The organism is Streptomyces sp. NPDC012794, assembly GCF_042901085.1.
GTDB lineage: Bacteria > Actinomycetota > Actinomycetes > Streptomycetales > Streptomycetaceae > Streptomyces.
In genome coordinates, this window is sequence record NZ_JBIBCI010000003.1 from 504,658 (window position 1) to 521,915 (window position 17,258).

General features: G+C 72.4%; 20 protein-coding genes and 4 tRNA genes. 7 read left to right on the forward strand and 17 right to left on the reverse strand.

The features are described from left to right. Nucleotides 1-31: 31 nt before the first annotated feature. Both secE and ACFY7H_RS08450 read right to left on the reverse strand, forming a co-directional pair. Nucleotides 32-313, reverse strand: a complete 282-nt coding sequence (gene secE, locus ACFY7H_RS08445) for a preprotein translocase subunit SecE (RefSeq protein ID WP_388934880.1) — start codon at nt 311-313, stop codon at nt 32-34. Between the two features lie 105 nt (nt 314-418). Then, nucleotides 419-491 (reverse strand) — tRNA-Trp (locus tag ACFY7H_RS08450). A gap of 195 nt (nt 492-686) precedes the next feature. On the opposite strand from ACFY7H_RS08450, the gene ACFY7H_RS08455 reads away from it, so the two are divergent. Further along, nucleotides 687-1,913: a pyridoxal phosphate-dependent aminotransferase gene (locus ACFY7H_RS08455; protein WP_388934883.1), complete on the forward strand. Its 1,227-nt coding sequence runs from the start codon at nt 687-689 to the stop codon at nt 1,911-1,913. A 164-nt stretch (nt 1,914-2,077) separates the two neighbouring features. Continuing rightward, on the forward strand, nt 2,078-3,097 hold the full coding sequence (locus tag ACFY7H_RS08460) for an adenosine deaminase (protein WP_388934886.1): 1,020 nt from the start codon (nt 2,078-2,080) through the stop codon (nt 3,095-3,097). Here the strand turns inward: ACFY7H_RS08460 and ACFY7H_RS08465 are convergent. From ACFY7H_RS08465 to ACFY7H_RS08510, 10 genes are all read right to left on the reverse strand, one after another. Further along, a complete protein-coding gene (locus ACFY7H_RS08465) occupies nt 3,087-3,503 on the reverse strand; it encodes a hypothetical protein (RefSeq protein ID WP_388934889.1) in 417 nt (138 codons plus the stop codon). The two genes, ACFY7H_RS08460 and ACFY7H_RS08465, sit on opposite strands and share 11 nt — an antisense overlap. A gap of 1 nt (nt 3,504) precedes the next feature. After that, nucleotides 3,505-4,605 carry a UDP-N-acetylmuramate dehydrogenase gene (locus tag ACFY7H_RS08470; protein WP_388934892.1) on the reverse strand — a complete coding sequence of 367 codons (1,101 nt, stop codon included), beginning with the start codon at nt 4,603-4,605 and terminating at the stop codon, nt 3,505-3,507. Continuing rightward, entirely contained in the window at nt 4,606-5,004 is a 399-nt protein-coding gene (locus tag ACFY7H_RS08475; RefSeq protein WP_388934894.1) for a DUF3291 domain-containing protein, read from the reverse strand. It lies immediately after the preceding gene. Between the two features lie 22 nt (nt 5,005-5,026). After that, nucleotides 5,027-6,475 carry a DHA2 family efflux MFS transporter permease subunit gene (locus ACFY7H_RS08480; RefSeq protein WP_388934897.1) on the reverse strand — a complete coding sequence of 483 codons (1,449 nt, stop codon included), beginning with the start codon at nt 6,473-6,475 and terminating at the stop codon, nt 5,027-5,029. A gap of 83 nt (nt 6,476-6,558) precedes the next feature. Beyond that, entirely contained in the window at nt 6,559-7,152 is a 594-nt protein-coding gene (locus tag ACFY7H_RS08485; protein ID WP_388934900.1) for a TetR/AcrR family transcriptional regulator, read from the reverse strand. A gap of 111 nt (nt 7,153-7,263) precedes the next feature. Then, nucleotides 7,264-7,692 carry a MaoC family dehydratase gene (locus tag ACFY7H_RS08490; protein ID WP_388934902.1) on the reverse strand — a complete coding sequence of 143 codons (429 nt, stop codon included), beginning with the start codon at nt 7,690-7,692 and terminating at the stop codon, nt 7,264-7,266. A 1-nt stretch (nt 7,693) separates the two neighbouring features. After that, nucleotides 7,694-8,146 (reverse strand): MaoC family dehydratase N-terminal domain-containing protein, encoded by a 453-nt coding sequence (locus ACFY7H_RS08495; RefSeq protein WP_388934904.1) that lies wholly within the window; start codon nt 8,144-8,146, stop codon nt 7,694-7,696. 203 nt (nt 8,147-8,349) lie between these two features. Next, nucleotides 8,350-8,514, reverse strand: a complete 165-nt coding sequence (gene rpmG, locus ACFY7H_RS08500; RefSeq protein WP_007265873.1) for a 50S ribosomal protein L33 — start codon at nt 8,512-8,514, stop codon at nt 8,350-8,352. An 88-nt stretch (nt 8,515-8,602) separates the two neighbouring features. Continuing rightward, a tRNA-Met gene (locus tag ACFY7H_RS08505) sits at nt 8,603-8,675 on the reverse strand. A gap of 48 nt (nt 8,676-8,723) precedes the next feature. Beyond that, nucleotides 8,724-8,796: transfer RNA gene (locus ACFY7H_RS08510), tRNA-Thr, on the reverse strand. Nucleotides 8,797-9,152: 356 nt separating this feature from the next. Here ACFY7H_RS08510 and ACFY7H_RS08515 point away from each other — a divergent pair. Beyond that, the gene (locus tag ACFY7H_RS08515) at nt 9,153-10,418 is read left to right on the forward strand and encodes an amidohydrolase family protein (protein ID WP_388934907.1); all 1,266 of its coding nucleotides are present in this window, start codon (nt 9,153-9,155) and stop codon (nt 10,416-10,418) included. Between the two features lie 54 nt (nt 10,419-10,472). Next, a complete protein-coding gene (locus tag ACFY7H_RS08520; RefSeq protein ID WP_388934910.1) occupies nt 10,473-11,129 on the forward strand; it encodes an SDR family oxidoreductase in 657 nt (218 codons plus the stop codon). A 37-nt stretch (nt 11,130-11,166) separates the two neighbouring features. Here ACFY7H_RS08520 and ACFY7H_RS08525 read toward each other — a convergent pair whose 3' ends face one another. Then, a complete protein-coding gene (locus ACFY7H_RS08525) occupies nt 11,167-11,607 on the reverse strand; it encodes a DUF3574 domain-containing protein (RefSeq protein WP_388934913.1) in 441 nt (146 codons plus the stop codon). Between the two features lie 105 nt (nt 11,608-11,712). Between ACFY7H_RS08525 and ACFY7H_RS08530 the strand changes: the two genes are divergently transcribed. After that, nucleotides 11,713-12,216, forward strand: coding sequence for a hypothetical protein (locus ACFY7H_RS08530; protein ID WP_388934915.1), 504 nt, complete (start codon nt 11,713-11,715; stop codon nt 12,214-12,216). A 151-nt stretch (nt 12,217-12,367) separates the two neighbouring features. Here ACFY7H_RS08530 and ACFY7H_RS08535 read toward each other — a convergent pair. Next, nucleotides 12,368-12,449: transfer RNA gene (locus ACFY7H_RS08535), tRNA-Tyr, on the reverse strand. A 204-nt stretch (nt 12,450-12,653) separates the two neighbouring features. Here ACFY7H_RS08535 and ACFY7H_RS08540 point away from each other — a divergent pair. Further along, entirely contained in the window at nt 12,654-13,142 is a 489-nt protein-coding gene (locus ACFY7H_RS08540) for a YajQ family cyclic di-GMP-binding protein (protein ID WP_030030284.1), read from the forward strand. 190 nt (nt 13,143-13,332) lie between these two features. Continuing rightward, nucleotides 13,333-14,571 carry an APC family permease gene (locus ACFY7H_RS08545; protein WP_388934919.1) on the forward strand — a complete coding sequence of 413 codons (1,239 nt, stop codon included), beginning with the start codon at nt 13,333-13,335 and terminating at the stop codon, nt 14,569-14,571. 198 nt (nt 14,572-14,769) lie between these two features. Here the strand turns inward: ACFY7H_RS08545 and ACFY7H_RS08550 are convergent, their stop codons facing one another. From ACFY7H_RS08550 to htpX, 3 genes are read right to left on the reverse strand one after another with little or no spacing between them, the layout of a single operon-like run. Then, nucleotides 14,770-15,858: a hypothetical protein gene (locus ACFY7H_RS08550; protein ID WP_388934922.1), complete on the reverse strand. Its 1,089-nt coding sequence runs from the start codon at nt 15,856-15,858 to the stop codon at nt 14,770-14,772. Beyond that, nucleotides 15,855-16,247 carry a YccF domain-containing protein gene (locus ACFY7H_RS08555; protein WP_388934925.1) on the reverse strand — a complete coding sequence of 131 codons (393 nt, stop codon included), beginning with the start codon at nt 16,245-16,247 and terminating at the stop codon, nt 15,855-15,857. Before ACFY7H_RS08555 ends, ACFY7H_RS08550 begins: the two co-directional genes overlap by 4 nt. Next, a complete protein-coding gene (htpX, locus tag ACFY7H_RS08560; RefSeq protein ID WP_388934928.1) occupies nt 16,244-17,107 on the reverse strand; it encodes a zinc metalloprotease HtpX in 864 nt (287 codons plus the stop codon). Before htpX ends, ACFY7H_RS08555 begins: the two co-directional genes overlap by 4 nt. Nucleotides 17,108-17,258: the final 151 nt, after the last annotated feature.

Sequence of the window (17,258 nt, forward strand, 5' to 3'; positions counted from 1 at the left end):
GCACCCATCAAGGCGCCGCCCTCCGCGGGGATCAGCCGAAGACGAACTTGATGGCTTCCTGGAACCCATAGTCAATCACGGTCACCAGACCGATCATGATGACGACGAAGACAATCACCACGGTGGTGTACGTCGAGAGCTGGTTACGGGTGGGCCAGACGACCTTGCGCAGTTCCGCGACGATCTGGCGGTAGAACAGCGCGAGGCGCCCGATGGGGCCCTTCTTTCCGCGCTTGCCGCCCTTGCGGGCCTTCTTCTCGCGAGAGTCGCTGTCGGCGTCAGGCATGTCGATGGAGCCCAGGGCGTCCGTCACGTCTCTCACCTGAATCCGGGTCGTGGCCGTTGCCGCGCCCGGTTGCGCCGCACGGCGTTGCATCGAAGTACGTACCTGCGCACACATCCGAGAAGGAGTGTGAAGCAGGGCCGGAGGGACTCGAACCCCCAACCGCTGGTTTTGGAGACCAGTGCTCTACCAATTGAGCTACGACCCTTTGTTGCGTGCCCCAACCTACCGCATCCGGGCGAGTGCACGGAGTGCTCACGCTCTGGGGCGGCTGTTGAGGACCAACGACAGGTGAGTGTACGTGGTCCGGGCCCTGACGTCGAACAGAAGACATCCGGATCTGCTCCGTCCGGTGACTGAAACGGTGTGCCGCCCCTCTCGCACGTCTGGGACGATTGGCCCCATGACCTCTGCAACGCCTTCCTCCGAGCGCCGGGTGTCTGCCCGCATCGGCGCCATTTCCGAGTCCGCCACCCTCGCCGTCGACGCCAAGGCCAAGGCTCTCAAGGCCGCCGGCCGCCCGGTGATCGGCTTCGGCGCGGGCGAGCCCGACTTCCCGACGCCGGACTACATCGTCGAGGCGGCGGTCGAGGCCTGCCGCGACCCGAAGTTCCACCGCTACACCCCGGCCGGCGGCCTGCCCGAGCTGAAGAAGGCCATCGCCGCCAAGACGCTGCGCGACTCCGGCTACGAGGTCGACGCCTCCCAGGTCCTGGTGACCAACGGCGGCAAGCAGGCCATCTACGAGGCCTTCGCCGCCATCCTCGACCCGGGCGACGAGGTCATCGTCCCCGCCCCGTACTGGACCACCTACCCGGAGTCGATCCGCCTCGCCGGCGGTGTCCCGGTCGAGGTCGTCGCCGACGAGACCACCGGTTACCGCGTCTCCGTCGAGCAGCTCGAGGCCGCGCGCACCGAGCGCACCAAGGTCGTCCTGTTCGTCTCCCCCTCCAACCCGACCGGGGCGGTCTACAGCGAGGAGGACGCCCGCGCGATCGGCGAGTGGGCCGCCGAGCACGGCCTGTGGGTGCTGACCGACGAGATCTACGAGCACCTCGTGTACGGCGACGCGAAGTTCACCTCGCTGCCCGTGCTCGTGCCGGCCCTGCGCGACAAGTGCATCATCGTCAACGGCGTCGCCAAGACGTACGCCATGACCGGCTGGCGCGTGGGCTGGGTGATCGCCCCGCAGGACGTCATCAAGGCCGCGACCAACCTCCAGTCGCACGCCACCTCCAACGTCTCCAACGTGGCCCAGGTCGCCGCGCTGGCCGCCGTCTCGGGCGACCTGGACGCCGTCGCCGAGATGCGCAAGGCCTTCGACCGCCGCCGCCAGACGATGGTGAGGATGCTCAACGAGATCGACGGCGTCTTCTGCCCGACCCCCGAGGGCGCGTTCTACGCGTACCCGTCGGTCAAGGAGCTGCTCGGCAAGGAGATCCGCGGCAAGCGCCCGCAGACCTCCGTCGAGCTCGCCGCGCTGATCCTCGACGAGGCCGAGGTCGCGGTCGTCCCGGGCGAGGCCTTCGGCACCCCCGGCTACCTGCGCCTGTCGTACGCCCTGGGCGACGAGGACCTGGTCGAGGGCGTCTCCCGCGTCCAGAAGCTCCTCGCGGAGGCCAAGGCCTAGGCCGGCGGCGCTCCCGCGGCCAAGCCCCGAGCGGCGGCTCCCCCGGCACGGGGAGCCGCCGCTCGGGCGTTTCCGCGGCACCGGGCCCCGTTCTCCCGTTCGGGCAAGCCCCCGAAAGGCAAAACCCCCTCCCGCCGGGCGCCGCGGTACGGCAGGATCACCGGATGGAGCACGTACGCGATCTCACGCTTCTGCCGAAGGCCCACCTCCACCTGCACTTCACGGGCTCGATGCGCCCGTCGACCCTGCTGGAGCTCGCCGACAAGTACGGCGTCCGCCTTCCCGACGCCCTGACCGCCGGGGAGCCGCCCAAGCTGCGGGCCACCGACGAACGCGGCTGGTTCCGCTTCCAGCGGCTCTACGACGCCGCCCGCAGCTGCCTGCGCGAGCCCGAGGACATCCAGCGGCTGGTCCGCGAAGCGGCCGAGGAGGACGTACGGGACGGCAGCGGCTGGCTGGAGATCCAGGTCGACCCCACCTCCTACGCGCCCCTCCTCGGCGGGATGATCCCGGCCGTCGAAATCATCCTCGACGCCGTCGACCGCGCCTCCCGCGAGACCGGGCTCGGCATGCGGGTCCTGATCGCCGCCAACCGCATGAAGCACCCCCTCGACGCCCGCACCCTCGCCCGCCTGGCCGTCCGCTACGCCGACCGCGGCATCGTCGGCTTCGGGCTCTCCAACGACGAGCGCCGCGGCATGGCCCGCGACTTCGACCGGGCCTTCGCCATCGCCCGCGACGGCGGCCTGCTCGCGGCCCCGCACGGCGGCGAGCTGACCGGCCCGGCCTCCGTCCGCGACTGCCTCGACGACCTCCACGCCTCCCGGATCGGGCACGGCGTACGCGCCGCCGAGGACCCCCGGCTGCTGAAGCGGCTCGCCGACCGGCAGGTCACCTGCGAGGTCTGCCCCGCCTCCAACGTGGCGCTCGGGGTCTACGAACGGCCCGAGGACGTGCCGCTGCGCACCCTCTTCGAGGCGGGGGTGCCGATGGCGCTGGGCGCGGACGACCCGCTGCTCTTCGGGTCCCGGCTCGCGGCCCAGTACGAGATCGCCCGCCGCCACCACGCCTTCACGGACGCGGAGCTCGCCGAGCTGGCCCGCCAGTCGGTGCGCGGGTCGGCAGCGCCGGAGGAGGTCAAGAACAAGCTGCTGGACGGGATCGGGCACTGGCTCAACGGGTGAGCCGCAGGTCCCCTTCGTGACAGTCGGCCCGCACCCGGTGGCCGTCGGGGAAGCCGATCTCCAGGTGGGTGCGCCCCTGCTCGGGCAGCGCGAACTCGGCGACCGATTCGACGGTCTGGCCGAGGTGGCGCAGGAAGGGGTGCTCGCCGAGGTCCTCGCCTACCTCGACGCGGCCCCATTCGCCCAGGTCGTACGGCTCGTGGGGCTCGGCGCACTCGACGATGAGGCACTGGTCCGACCCGGTGGTGATGCGGGTGCATTCGCCGGCGCTGTCGATCAGCCAGACGTCGAGCGGAGCCTCGGAGCGCTCGCCCTCGCAGATGTGCCAGGACGCGACGACCCGGCGGATCTCGCGCCCCACCAGTCGTGTGGGGTCCGTACCGGCCCCGTGCTGGGGGCAGTGCATGTCAGATGCTGACGCCGACCGTCACCGGCTCGTTGACGAGGGTGACGCCGAAGGCCGCGTGGACGCCCGCGACGACCTCCCGGGCGAGGGTCAGCAGGTCCTCGGTGGTGGCCCCGCCCCGGTTGGTGAGGGCGAGGGTGTGCTTGGTGGAGATGCGGGCGGGGCCGCTGCCGTAGCCCTTGGTGAAGCCGGCCTTGTCGATCAGCCAGGCCGCGCTGGTCTTCGTACGGCCCTCGCCGGCCGGGTAGGCGGGCGGGGCGGTGTCGGCGCCGAGGCGGTCCTGAACGCGGGCCAGGAAGGCGGCGTAGGCCTCGTCGGTCAGGATCGGGTTGTGGAAGAAGGAGCCGGCGGACCAGGTGTCGTGGTCGGCGGGGTCCAGGACCATGCCCTTGCCCGCGCGCAGGCGCAGGACGGTCTCGCGGGCGCGGGCGGCCGGGACGCGGTCGCCGGCCTCGACGCCGAGGGCGCGGGCCGTCTCGGGGTACTTGATCGGCGCGGAGAGGCCGCCGGCGTCCTCCAGGGCGAACCGCACCCGCAGCACGACGTAGCGGTCGGGCTGGTCCTTGAAGGTGCTGTTGCGGTACCGGAAGGCGCACTCGGCGGCGCTCAGGGTGACGGTCTCACCGGTGGTGCGGTCGTAGGCGACGACCTCGGTGATGGTGTCGCAGACCTCCTGGCCGTACGCCCCGACGTTCTGGATCGGGGTGGCACCGGCCGAGCCGGGGATACCGGCGAGGCACTCGATGCCGGCGAGCCCGGCCTCGACGGTGCGGGCGACGGCGTCGCTCCAGTTCTCGCCGGCCGCCAGTTCGAGGGTGCTGCCTTCGAGGGTGAAGCCGGTGGTGGCGATGCGCAGGGCCGTTCCGGCGAAGCCCTGGTCACCGATGACCAGGTTGCTGCCGCCGCCGATGACCAGGAGCGGCGTGCCGCTCTCGTCCGCGGCACGGACGGTTTCGATCACCTCGGCGTCGGTGGTCGCGGTGACCAGCCGGGCCGCGGGGCCGCCGAGGCGGAAGGTGGTCAGCGGGGCGAGGGGGGCGTCGTGAAGTTCCTGCACGTGGACAAGAGTACGGTCCGTCCCCCTCGCGTTCCGGCGGGGCACTCAGTGGCCCTGCTCCCGCTCCGCCAGACGGCGCTCGGCCTCGGCCCAGCTGATGGGCAGCTGCTTGGCGGGGACGGTCCAGAAGGTGAAGGCCGATTCCTTCATGTACGCGCTGGCCGCGCGGGCACTGGAGCGGTGCGGCTCACTGCCGGCGAAGCGGTACAGCGCGTCCCGGTCCTCCCAGGCGGAGAGGGTGAGGAAGGTCCGGCCGAGGACGCGGGCACGGAGGGCCACGCCGTGGGCGCCGGGGGCCTCGCGGATCTGACGGACGATGCCGGGCGACTTGAGGAAGAACCTGAGGGCGCCGGAGAGGGTGGCGGTCTCGAACCGGGAGGCCATGACGTAGACCTCGGCGTCGGGGGCCGCCTGGGTGGGCGTGGACCAGGGGATGTCGGGCATGACGGGGTCTCCTTCGCGCGGATCAGCCGGCCCGCACGGGGGCCGGGGCGGGGACGGTGACGGATGCCGGGCCGGCGGCGGGGGCCTTCGCGCGGCGCGGCAGCAGCAGGGCGAGCACGGCGGCCAGGGCCACCGCGGTGGCGCCGATCCACAGGGCGGGGACGGTGCCGTCGGTGAAGGCCTGCGGGGTCTCGTAACCGCCCCGGGCGGCGAAGACGGAGGCCAGGACGGCCACCCCGAGGGCGCCGCCGACCTCGCGCAGGGCGCTGTTGGCGCCGGAGGCCCGGCCCTGGTCGGCGGGGGCGACGGTGGACATGAGCACGTGGCCGGCGGGGGCGAAGTACAGCGCCATGCCGATGCCGCTCAGGACCAGCGCCGGGAGCTGGGCGGCGTACGAGACGTCCGTGCTCAGGATCACCGCGAACCAGCCGAGCCCGAGCGCCTGCAGGGCCAGCCCGGCCACGACGACGGGCCGGCCGCCGATCCGGTCGGACAGCATCCCCGCGATCGGCGCGACGACGACCGCCATCCCGGTCCAGGGGAGCATGCGCAGGCCGGCCTGGGTGGGCGAGTAGCCGGCGACGCCCTGGAGGAACTGGCTGAGCAGGAAGATCGACCCGAACATGCCCAGGTACATGAGCAGGCCCGCGAAGTTGATCCCGAAGAAGCCGCGGTCGCGGAAGAGCCGCATGGGGAGCACGGGGTCCGCGCTCCGGAAGCCGTGCCCGACGAAGCCCGCGACGAGGAGGCCGCCGGCGATCAGGGCGGTCAGGACGGGGGCGCTGGTCCAGCCGTGGGCGTTGGCGTTGACCAGGCCGTAGACGATGCCGAAGAGGCCGCCGCTGATCAGGAGGGTGCCCGGGAAGTCGAGGCGGGCGTGCGCGACGGAGGACTCGGCGAGGCGCAGCCGGGCGAGCGGGATCAGGGCGAGGCCGATGGGGACGTTGAGCCAGAAGATCCACTGCCAGGAGATGTGCTCGGTGAGGCTGCCTCCGACGAGGGGACCGCCGGCGACGGCCAGCCCGCTCACGGCTCCGTAGATCCCGAGGGCCATGCCCCGCCGCGCGGCCGGGACGGCGGCGGTGAGCAGGGTGAGGCTGAGCGGCATCATCACCGCCGCTCCCACGCCCTGGACGGCGCGGGCGGCGATGAGCTGGTCGATCCCGGGCGAGAGGGCGGCCGCCGCGGAGGCGCCGGTGAAGACCACGAGACCGGCGATGAACAGCCGCCGGCGGCCGAAGCGGTCGCCGAGCGCGGAGCCGGACATCAGCAGGACGGCGAAGGTGAGCGTGTAGGCGTTCACCGTCCACTCCAGGTCCTCCAGCCCGCCGCCGAGGTCGGCGCGGATCGCGGGGAGGGCGGTGGTGACGACGAGGTTGTCGAGGGCGGCCATGAAACTGGCGGCCCCGGTGAGCACGAGGGCCCAGACGGCGGGCCCGCTCAGCTTCGTCTCGGCGGCTTGCTGGGTCACGGTTTCCCCCTGAGGATTGTTGTTAGTTATTGCTGACTAACTTTCATGGGCAGAAAGAGACGGCGAAGCCGCGCGGGGCGGCCCTACGCCTCGGCAGGAACCCCGGGCTGCTCGCCGGACCGCTGCTCGGGCTGCTCGCGGGTGTGGAACCCCTCCCAGATGCGGTGGCCGGGCGGGAAACCCATCGCGGTGAGGGTGTTGATGAGCATTCCGTAGGCCATGAAGCCGGTCGTCTCCTTGGCGTCCCCGCCGAGCGGCACCTGCACCGTGTCCCACAGCTCCAGCCAGCCGGCCCGTACGAGCTCCCCGAACTCCCGGTCGCCCGCTGCCTCGGCGGCGGCGACGGTGACGTACATCTGGAGCTGCATCTGGACGACCTGCGGGTCTTCGGTGATGTGCCGCTGATAGGCGTCGGCCATGGCCTGCAGGGCCTCCGCACCCCCGAGCCCCTCGGCCGCCTGGGCGAAGACCTCCCGGGTCCGCTCCATGCAGCGGGCGGCCGCCGCGAGGAAGATCGCCTGCTTCCCGGGGAACAGCCGGAAGAGGTACGGCTGCGACACCCCGACCCGCTTGGCGATCGCCTCGGTGGAGGTCCCGTAGTAACCACCGCGCGCGAACTCGTGAATCGCCGCGCGAATGACGCTCTCACGCCGCTCGTCCGCACTCATCCTGACCATGCTTGTAAGTTAGTACTCAATCACTAACCAGGTCAAGGGGCGGACGCCGAGGGCTTCGGGGGCGGGGCGCCGCCCCACCCCCGTTGCCCCGGGTGCCCGGCCGCTTCGGCCTCAGGCCAGCTTGACCACCGCGCGGGACATGCCCAGGACCTTCTGGCCCGCGCTCATCGCGGTGAGGTCGACCCGGACGCGGTTGTCCTCCAGCTTGGCGGCGACCTTCGCGGTGACCTCGATCAGCGCGCCCTGGTCGTCGTTCGCGACCACGACCGGCTTGGTGAAGCGGACGCCGTACTCGGCGACCGCGCCCGGGTCGCCCACCCAGTCGGTGACGACGCGGATCGCCTCGGCCATGGTGAACATGCCGTGCGCGATCACGTCCGGCAGGCCGACCTCCTTGGCGAACTTCTCGTTCCAGTGGATCGGGTTGAAGTCGCCCGAGGCACCGGCGTAGCGGACCAGGGTGGCGCGCGTCACGGGGAAGGACGCCGCCGGGAGCTCGGTGCCGACCTCGACGTCGGCGTAGTGGATCTGCGCGGCCATCTCAGGCCTCCTCGGGAGCGCGGGACACGAGCTTGGTCCACGCGGTCACGACGCGCTCGCCGGACTCGTCGTGGACTTCGCCGCGGATGTCGATGATGTCGTTGCCGGCGAGCGACTTCACGGCCTCGATGGTGGAGGTCACGGTGAGCCGGTCACCCGCCCGCACGGGGCGGACGTACGCGAACTTCTGGTCGCCGTGCACGACGCGGCTGTAGTCCAGCCCCAGCTGCGGGTCCTCGATGACCTTGCCCGCCGCCGCGAAGGTGATGGCGAACACGAAAGTCGGGGGGGCGATCACGTCCTGGTGACCGAACGCCTTGGCGGCTTCGGGGTCGGTGTAGACGGGATTCTCGTCACCCACCGCGACCGCGAATTCGCGGATCTTCTCGCGGCCGACCTCGTACGGATCGGTGGGCGGGTAGGTCCGCCCCACGAAGGTCTGATCGAGGGCCATGGCTCACTGCCTCCTGTTGCAGGGACACGTTGACGGGGCGTTTGAAGGGCACGTGTGAAGGCGACACGTATCGAGCACGCCGACCGCCCCCGGTCCGGCGTACCGCGCACCTGATCAAGACCTGGTGCGGAAACGACACAAGGCCGCCCCCCATTGAAGGGGACGACCTCATGACGGTGCCTATATTGAGACTTCGCCAGTGACTAGCGGGTCTCGCGGTGCGCGGTGTGCGAGTTGCAGCGCGGGCAGTGCTTCTTCATCTCCATGCGGTCCGGGTTGTTACGCCGGTTCTTCTTGGTGATGTAGTTCCGCTCCTTGCACTCCACGCAGGCCAGCGTGATCTTCGGGCGGACGTCGGTGGCAGCCACGTGAGTGCTCCTTGACGGACTATGGGACGGATGAACGCATAAAAGAGTAGCCGATCGGGAGACCGACCCCGCAATCGGCTACTGGGTGTAGCGGCGACCGGACTTGAACCGGTGACACAGCGATTATGAGCCGCTTGCTCTACCGACTGAGCTACGCCGCTTTGATGAGATCCGTTCCCCACCCGAGGGTGGGGAACCTCTCTCACCAGAGCCCCAATGCGGAATCGAACCGCAGACCTTCTCCTTACCATGGAGACGCTCTACCGACTGAGCTATTGGGGCGAGCGATGAAGACATTACACGGTTGCCCGCCGTTCGCCCAAATCCTTTGGGGGGACTGGGCTCGGAAGCCTCCGCGCCCGCCATTCCACGCGGCTCCCGGCCCACTTACCGGCCCGTTTGTGCCCGGAGTCACATTCCGCAGCCCCTCATCCCGCGCCTTCCCGCGTCCGCGCGCGCCCGCCGGGGTCGGGACCGGGACGGGGTCATCAGGGCCTGTGGGCACCACACCGGTACGACTATTGCGCTCCTCCGCGAACCCGGGACCCCCGCGCCCTAGGCTCTGAGCACGCTGCGTGATCTTGGGCCGCCGGCTGCGGCCACGGCACAGGAACCGCCCGAGCCACCCCAGGAGCGCGATGTCCGACAGCCAGCCGCAGCAGCCCTCCCCCACCCCGCGCAATCCCGTCGGCGGCCCCGTCCCCGAGGCCACGGGACTGCTGCTCACCGGGGCCCGGCTGACCGACGGCCGTACCGTCGACGTCCGGCTCGGCGGCGGCCGCATCCAGGCCGTCGGCACCGCCGGGAGCCTGCCCGCCCCCGCGCTGTCCCGGGTCGACCTGCGCGGGTACCTGCTCCTGCCCGCCCCCGCCGAACCGCACGCGCACGGGGACACCGCGCTGACCGCCGACGGCGAGGGCCCGGTGTCGTACACCCCGGACGAGGTGCAGCGCCGCGCCACCGAGGCGGCGCTGCTCCAGCTCGGCCACGGGGCGACGGCCGTGCGCTCCCACGTCCGGATCGGCGACGTGCACGGGCTGGGCCCCATGGAGGCGGTGCTCCAGGCCCGCCGCTCGCTGCGCGGGCTCGCCGACCTGACCACCGTCGCCGTTCCCCGGCTCCTGACGGGGGTGGCCGGCGCGGACGGGCTCGCCATGCTGCGCGACGCCGTCAAGATGGGGGCCTCGGTGATCGGCGGCTGCCCCGACCTCGACCCCGATCCGACGGGTTTCCTGGAGGCGGTCCTGGAGCTGGCCGCGGAACACGGCTGCCCGGTGGACCTGCACACCGACGGTGACGACCCGGGCCGGCTGGCCCGGCTTGCGGCCATGGCCGGGGGGCTGCGGCCCGGCGTGACCATCGGCCCCTGCGGCGGGCTGTCCCGGCTGCCGCTGGACTCGGCCACCCGCGCCGCCGACGGGCTCGCCGCGGCCGGCGTACGGGTGACCTGCCTGCCCCAGGGGGACTGCGCGGCCCTGGAGCGCCGCGGGCTGCGCACCGCTCCCGTCCGCCTCCTGCGCTCGGCCGGGGTCCGCGTCGCGGCCGGCAGCGGGGCCCTGCGGGACGCCGGGAACCCGGTCGGCCGGGGTGACCCGCTCGAAGCCGCGTACTTGCTGGCCTCCCAGGGCGGACTGCGCGCGGGCGAGGCCTACGAGGCGGTCAGCGCCGCCGCCCGGGAGGCCATGGGGCTGCCGGAGGTGCGGGTGGAGGCGGGCTTCCCGGCGGAGCTGCTCGCCGTTCGCGGGGACCGGATCGCCGGGGTGCTGTCGCTGGCGTACAGCCGCATCGTGATCCACCGGGGGCGGGTGGTGGCCCGTACGAGTGCGGTGCGGGAGTACTGCGACTCGGCGGTCGCGGTGGCCCTGGATCTGCCCCGGCAGGGCCGTACGGAACCGGGGCCCTGACCGTTTGCCGGGCGTTCGCGGGCGGCCGCGCCCGGCTCGTCGTACGGTCAGGACATGCGCATCGTCATCGCGGGTGGACACGGTCGGATCGCGCTGCGGCTGGAGCGCCTGCTCGCCGCGCGCGGGTACGAGGTCGCGGGCATCGTCCGTGATCCGGAGCAGGGCGACGATCTGCGGGAGGCCGGTGCCGAACCGGTGCTGTGCGACCTGGAGTCGGCGTCGGTCGAGCACGTGGCGGGGATCCTGCAGGGCGCGGACGTGGCCGTGTTCGCCGCCGGGGCGGGTCCCGGCAGTGGTGCGGTGCGCAAGGACACCGTGGACCGCGGTGCGGCGGTCCTCTTCGCCGACGCCGCCGAACGGGCCCGCGTACGCCGCTTCCTGATGGTCTCCACGATGGGCGCCGACCCGCGTCACGAGGGCGACGAGGTCTTCGACGTGTACCTGCGCGCCAAGGGCGATGCCGATGCCCACGTGCAGACCCGGCTGGGGCTGGAGTGGACGGTGCTGCGCCCGGGGCGGCTGACGGACGACCCCGGCACGGGGCTGGTCCGGCTGGAGGCCCACACCGGCCGGGGCTCCGTCTCCCGCGACGACGTGGCGGCGGTGCTCGCGGAGCTGGTGGAGACTCCGGCGACGGCGGGGCTGACGCTGGAGCTGGTCTCGGGCTCGGCGCCGGTCCCGGTGGCGGTGAAGGACGTGGCGGGCAACTGAGGTGGTGTGCGGGCGGCCGGGGTCTGTCGGCCGCCCGTCAGAACCCGGACTGGACCGCGGTGTCCGTGCGCCTGACGGAGTGCTGCCGGAACTGCGTCTCGTACCGCTGCCGGATCCGTTCGACGCGGGCGCCCCGCTCGTCCGCCTCCTTCTGCGGGTAGAGCAGCACGACCTCGTAGGAGGTCTCGCGGACGATGGCGCCGTCGTCGCCGCGCCACTGGCCGTGCCCGTCCCGGAGGGTCAGCCCTTCGGGGAAGGCGGGGGTGACCTCGCGGTCCAGGAACCGGGTGAACTCCGCCTTGCCGACGGGTTCCCCTCCGTCGGGGCGCTGGGTGCCGAAGTACAGCCGGGTCTCCCGGTAGGGCTCCCCCGTGTGGCTGTGCAGCGCGGCCCCGACGAGGGCCGGGATGCCCGCGCCGAGCAGGGCGAGCAGGACGCCGCCCCGGGCCTTGCCGCGTCCGTCCGAAGTCCATGTCATGCCCCGGGGAACGACCGGCGGCCCGCTTCGGTGCGTGACGGGGGGCCGATAGGGTCGCCCCGGAATCGGCCGCAGGGGGCGGCCGTACGGGTTCCGGGGTGGGGCATGGGCGATGGCGAGTGGCGCGTCAGAGCGGCCGAGGGCGGCCGGCTCTCGGCCCGGTGGTGGCGGTGGGCCCTGTCCGCGCCGGACGAGGAGAGCCCCGTGGGGGACACGACGGGCGCGTACGCCGGGTGGCGTCAGCCCCGGGACCTGTGGTTCCTCGCGGGGACCTACGGGGGCCGGGTGGTGCGCCGGTGCGGCGTCCCGTCGGCCCGGCCGCTGTTCTTCCCGGTGCTGACCACCAGGCGGGCGGCGGTGCCGTTCCTGACGAAGCCGTGCCGCCTGGAGGCGACCCGGGCCTCGGCGGCCCTGAACAGCTCTCCCCTGAGGCTGCGCGAGTTCTCCTCGAAGCCCTTTCCCGTGCGGGGCGTACCGCAGGTCGCCTGGGGACTGTGGTGCGCCCTCGAACCCCTGCCGCCGGGCCAGTTCGTCCTGGAGATCCAGGCGGCGGCGACGAACGGCTTCTGGATCGACACGACCTACCACCTGACGGTCACCGCGCCCTAACCTCCGAGGCACGGCGCGGCACGGCGCGGCACGGCTCGGTGTGGCTCGGCTCGGCGCGGTGTGGGCCGGTGCGGGTTGCCGGTGCGTGCGGGGGTATGCGAAGAAACCCCCGCTCCTGCGTTTCCGCAGATGAACGGGGGTTCCACTCGCGTGGCGGCGCCAGGATTCGAACCTGGGTAGGCTAAGCCGACGGATTTACAGTCCGCTCCCATTGGCCACTCGGGCACACCGCCATGGGATGTCGCCTCGGTCCCCCCGCCTCGCGGCGTTGTTCCCTGGCAACGACGTAAACGATACCTGATGCTCGGGGGTGGTTCGCCACCGGATTGATCAGCGCCCCACGTGGGCGTGGTGGCTAGGCTTTGCGGAGCGGTCCGGGGATGTCCGGCCGCGGCCCTCCGGGGCACACCGCAGCCGACTTCAAGGAGCCACAGCACATGGCCGACTCCAGTTTCGACATCGTCTCGAAGGTCGAGCGGCAGGAGGTCGACAACGCCCTCAACCAGGCCGCCAAGGAACTCTCGCAGCGCTACGACTTCAAGGGCACCGGCGCCACCATCGCCTGGTCCGGCGAGAAGATCCTCATGGAGGCGAACTCCGAGGAGCGCGTCAAGGCGGTCCTCGACGTGTTCGAGACCAAGCTGGTCAAGCGCGGTATCTCGCTGAAGGCGCTGGACGCCGGCGAGCCGCAGCTGTCCGGCAAGGAGTACAAGATCTTCGCGACGATCGAGGAGGGCATCTCCCAGGAGAACGCCAAGAAGGTCGCGAAGATCATCCGTGACGAGGGCCCCAAGGGCGTCAAGGCCCAGGTCCAGGGCGACGAGCTGCGCGTCAGCTCCAAGAGCCGTGACGACCTCCAGGCCGTCCAGGCCCTCCTCAAGGGCAAGGACCTGGACTTCGCGATCCAGTTCGTGAACTACCGCTGACCCACCGCTGAGGCGCGGGCGCGCCTCTGAGGCGGACCCGTGGGGCACAACGGGGGCGGATCGCCGGGCAGGCCGGCGGCCGCCCGCGTTGTGCCCTTCGTCATGGGCGCCGGGCCGGGAGCGCGCGAGGTGTGTCCCGCGGCCGGGCCCTGGACCCGGTCCCGTCACCCTGCCCCGCTAACCTCCGCCCGTGGACAACGAGCTGAAGCGCAGCCTGGGGGTGTCCGACGCCGTCGTCGTCGGACTGGGCGCCATGGTCGGCGCCGGGATCTTCGCCGCCCTCGGGCCGGCGGCACGCGCGGCAGGCGGGGGTCTCCTCGCCGCCCTCGCAGTGGCGGCCCTGGTGGCGTACTGCAACGCCCGCTCCTCGGCGTTGCTGGCCGCCCGGTATCCGGCCTCGGGCGGGACGTACGTCTACGGCCGCGAGCGGCTCGGCCCCTTCTGGGGGTACCTGGCCGGCTGGGCCTTCGTCGTCGGCAAGACGGCCTCCTGCGCGGCGATGGCGCTGACCGTCGGGGCGTACGCGTGGCCCGGGCGGCAGCACGCCGTGGCCGTCGCGGCGGTGGTGGCGCTGACCGCGGCGAGCTACGGCGGGGTGCAGAAGTCCGCCCGGATCGCGCGGCTGATCGTGGCAGCGGTGCTGGCGGTGCTGGCCGGGGTCGTCGTGGTGTGCCTGACCTCCGGAGCGGCGGATTCCGGTGCTCTGGCAGGCGGGGACTGGGGTGGTGTCGCCGGGCTGTTGCAGGGCGCGGGCCTGCTGTTCTTCGCCTTCGCGGGCTACGCCCGGATCACCACTCTGGGCGAGGAGGTGCGTGATCCGCGGCGCACGATCCCGCGCGCGGTGCCGCTCGCGCTGGGGATCGCCCTGCTCGTGTACGCCGCCGTGGCGATGGCGGCCCTGTCGGTGCTCGGCAGTCACGGCCTGGCGGCGTCGGCGGCACCGCTGGCCGACGCGGTGGGCGCGGCCGGCCGGCCCGGACTGTCCCCCGTCGTCCGGGCGGGCGCGGCGCTGGCCGCGCTGGGCTCTCTGCTGGCCCTCGTGCTCGGGGTGTCGCGCACGGCTCTGGCGATGGCCCGGGACGGTCATCTGCCGCGCGCGCTGGCGGCCGTACACCCCCGGCATCAGGTGCCGCACCGCGCGGAGCTGGCGGTGGGTGCGGTCGTGGCGGTGCTCGCGGCGACCGCCGATCTGCGGGGCGCGATCGGCTTCTCCTCCTTCGGAGTGCTGGTCTACTACGCGATCGCGAACGCCTCTGCGTGGACTCTCGGTTCAGGTGTCAAGGACCGGGCCGTGGCGGCGGTCGGGCTGTCCGGCTGTGTGGTGCTGGCCTGCACGCTGCCGCTCACGTCGGCGGTTTCGGGCGCGGCGGTGCTGGCGCTGGGCGTGCTGGTCTACGGAGTACGCGGACGGTTCAGGTCTGGGGTATGAGCGGGGGCGGCGGGCCGGCTCCTCTCACGGGCCCGGCCCTGCCCGTCCCCGCCGGGGTCCGGGCCGCGCTCCGGGTGGTCCCGTATTCGCGCGCGGCGGTGCCCGCGCGGCCGGCGGCTTGCTTCAGCAACTGCTCGGTCTCGTTCATGTGTTCATGGTGCCGCACTCCACTGACAGCCGCCCCGGCCTGTGGACAACTCAGGCCAGGACGACCTCGACGCCCTCCTCCCGGAGGAAGCCGAGGAGCTCGTGGAAGGTGGCGGGGCGTCCCGTCAGGGGCTGTGGACCCAGGCAGCGGCGGGCCACCTCGTGGTCGTGCCAGACCAGGGTGAAGGGCCGGGTGGCTCCGAAGCCGCCGCCCAGGGCGTCCGCGACGCCGTTCAGGCAGCGCCCGAAGTATCCGCCCGGCCCGTTGACCGCCTCGCCGAGGGCGCAGAAGAAGCCCTCCACGTCGGTGACGTGCCTCCCGTCGAGGTGGTGGGTGCTTCCGGCCGGCCGGTCCGGGCCGTCGCGGTGCTCCAGCGCCGGGTCCAGCCAGCGGGCCCGCCCCTCGCCGTCGAACCGCGCCCACAGGCTGGGGACGGCCGGGCGGCCTTCGCTCCACAGGGGCCAGATCTCGGCGACCACGGGCGGCTGGGGCTCCATGTGCACGGTCAGGTCGTAGCGGTCCGGTGTCCGCGACGACGGCCGGCAGTCGACGACGTGCGGGTTCCCCGCCGGGGCGAGGACCTCTCCGCGGGCGTCCAGGGCGTCCAGGCGCCGGTACCCGAGCGGCCGTTCGTCCCTGCCTTCCAGGACCTCGCGCAGCGGCCCGTGCAGGGTGCACCCGAGGAGCCGTACGGAGTGCGGCGGCGGCTCCTCGACGGGCAGCACCTCGGCGAGCTCACGGAAGTGGCCCAGGATCCGGTCCTGGTGGTCGGACAGGCTGAAGCCGGCGGCCAGGGGCGCCCCGGCGGGGTGGGGCGGCTGGTGGTCGGAGCGGACGGCCTCGATGGTGACGTGCGTCCGCGACGCGCCGCCGGGCCGGGTGGCGAGGACGCGCGCGTCCTCCAGGTACCACTCCCGGGCGGGGGTGCCGCCGCGATCCTGGAGCGGCGTCAGTACGAGGAATCCCAGCGCGGCCGGGAGTTCCGTCTCCGCGGTGAACCCGCGCAGCTCGTAGCGCCGCCGTACGGGGGCGGGCGGTTCGGCGAAGAGGTTCTCCGCCTCCTCGCACAGCGCCCACAGCCGCTCCTCGTACCGGTCCTCGTTCTCGCCCCACAGGGCGAAGCGCGTGCCCGCCGTCACCGCGTGGCGAACGGGGCGTCCGTGGGGACGATTTCACGGCCCAGGGGGAGCAGGGAGAGCGGGACCATCTTGAAGTTGGCGATGCCGAACGGGATGCCGATGATCGTGACGCAGAGCGCGATGCCGGTGACGACGTGGCCGATGGCCAGCCACCAGCCGGCCAGGACCAGCCACAGGACGTTGCCGACGCAGGAGGGCGCGCCCGCGTCGCGGCGTTCGACCGTGGTGTAGCCGAAGGGCCAGAGGGCGTAGACGGCGATGCGGAACGCGGCGATCCCGAAGGGGATGCCGATGACGGTGACGCAGAGGATCAGGCCCGCCACGCAGTATCCGACGAAGAGCCAGATCCCGCTGAGTATGAGCCAGATGGCGTTCAGGATGGTTTTCATCGGCTGTGGCCTGCCATCTGTTCGAGCCGGGCGATGCGCTCGGCCATCGGAGGGTGTGTCGAGAACATCCTGGACAGCCCCTGGCCGGGGCGGAAGGGGTTGGCGATCATCATGTGGCTCGCCGTCTCCAGGCGGGGCTCGGGGGGCAGGGGGAGCCGCTTGGTGCCGGCGTCGAGCTTGCGCAGGGCGCTGGCCAGGGCGAGCGGGTCGCCGGTGAGCTGGGCTCCCGAGGCATCGGCCTCGTACTCGCGCGAGCGGCTGATGGCCAGCTGGATCACGGAGGCGGCCAGCGGGCCGAGGATCATGATGAGCAGCATGCCGAAGAGGCCCGGGCCCTCGTCGTCGTTGGAACGGCCCATCGGGATCAACCAGGCGAAGTTCACCAGGAACATGATCACGGAGGCTAGGGCTCCGGCGACCGAGGAGATCAGGATGTCGCGGTTGTACACGTGGCTCAGCTCGTGCCCGATCACCCCGCGCAGCTCGCGCTCGTCGAGTATGCGCAGGATGCCCTCGGTGCAGCAGACCGCGGCGTTGCGCGGGTTGCGGCCCGTCGCGAAGGCGTTGGGGGCCTCGGTCGGGGAGATGTAGAGGCGGGGCATGGGCTGGCGCGCGGACGTGGAGAGCTCGCGCACCATGCGGTAGAGCGCGGGGGCCTCGAACTCGCTGACGGGGCGGGCGCGCATCGCGCGTAGAGCCAGCTTGTCGCTGTTCCAGTACGCGTAGGCGTTCGTCCCCAGGGCGACGAGGACGGCGACGATCAGGCCGCCCCGCCCGAAGAGGCTTCCGATGACGATGATGAGCGCGGACAGCCCGCCGAGGAGTACGGCGGTCTTCAGCCCGTTGTGTCGGCGGTGCACGGTACGCCCTCCAAGTGGTGCGGCAGGGGAGCCCGTCGTGGATCTGCGGGACTTCGGTCCAGTGGACCCTCCCTTCCTGGTCAACGCGAGGTGGCGGCGTGTGGTTCCCAGGGCACGACGGGGCCGCCGCCCCGGCGGCACGGGCCGGGGG

What these genes read in the sequence shown, in the direction of transcription:
- ACFY7H_RS08515 (WP_388934907.1), top strand. Translation starts at nt 9,153, where the DNA reads ATGTCCGACAGCCAGCCGCAGCAGCCCTCCCCCACCCCGCGCAATCCC.
- ACFY7H_RS08520 (WP_388934910.1), top strand. Translation starts at nt 10,473, where the DNA reads ATGCGCATCGTCATCGCGGGTGGACACGGTCGGATCGCGCTGCGGCTG.
- ACFY7H_RS08490 (WP_388934902.1), bottom strand. Translation starts at nt 7,692, where the DNA reads ATGGCCGCGCAGATCCACTACGCCGACGTCGAGGTCGGCACCGAGCTC.
- ACFY7H_RS08465 (WP_388934889.1), bottom strand. Translation starts at nt 3,503, where the DNA reads ATGCACTGCCCCCAGCACGGGGCCGGTACGGACCCCACACGACTGGTG.
- ACFY7H_RS08525 (WP_388934913.1), bottom strand. Translation starts at nt 11,607, where the DNA reads ATGACATGGACTTCGGACGGACGCGGCAAGGCCCGGGGCGGCGTCCTG.
- ACFY7H_RS08455 (WP_388934883.1), top strand. Translation starts at nt 687, where the DNA reads ATGACCTCTGCAACGCCTTCCTCCGAGCGCCGGGTGTCTGCCCGCATC.
- ACFY7H_RS08555 (WP_388934925.1), bottom strand. Translation starts at nt 16,247, where the DNA reads ATGAAAACCATCCTGAACGCCATCTGGCTCATACTCAGCGGGATCTGG.
- ACFY7H_RS08460 (WP_388934886.1), top strand. Translation starts at nt 2,078, where the DNA reads ATGGAGCACGTACGCGATCTCACGCTTCTGCCGAAGGCCCACCTCCAC.
- ACFY7H_RS08475 (WP_388934894.1), bottom strand. Translation starts at nt 5,004, where the DNA reads ATGCCCGACATCCCCTGGTCCACGCCCACCCAGGCGGCCCCCGACGCC.
- ACFY7H_RS08540 (WP_030030284.1), top strand. Translation starts at nt 12,654, where the DNA reads ATGGCCGACTCCAGTTTCGACATCGTCTCGAAGGTCGAGCGGCAGGAG.
- ACFY7H_RS08495 (WP_388934904.1), bottom strand. Translation starts at nt 8,146, where the DNA reads ATGGCCCTCGATCAGACCTTCGTGGGGCGGACCTACCCGCCCACCGAT.
- ACFY7H_RS08485 (WP_388934900.1), bottom strand. Translation starts at nt 7,152, where the DNA reads ATGGTCAGGATGAGTGCGGACGAGCGGCGTGAGAGCGTCATTCGCGCG.
- ACFY7H_RS08530 (WP_388934915.1), top strand. Translation starts at nt 11,713, where the DNA reads ATGGGCGATGGCGAGTGGCGCGTCAGAGCGGCCGAGGGCGGCCGGCTC.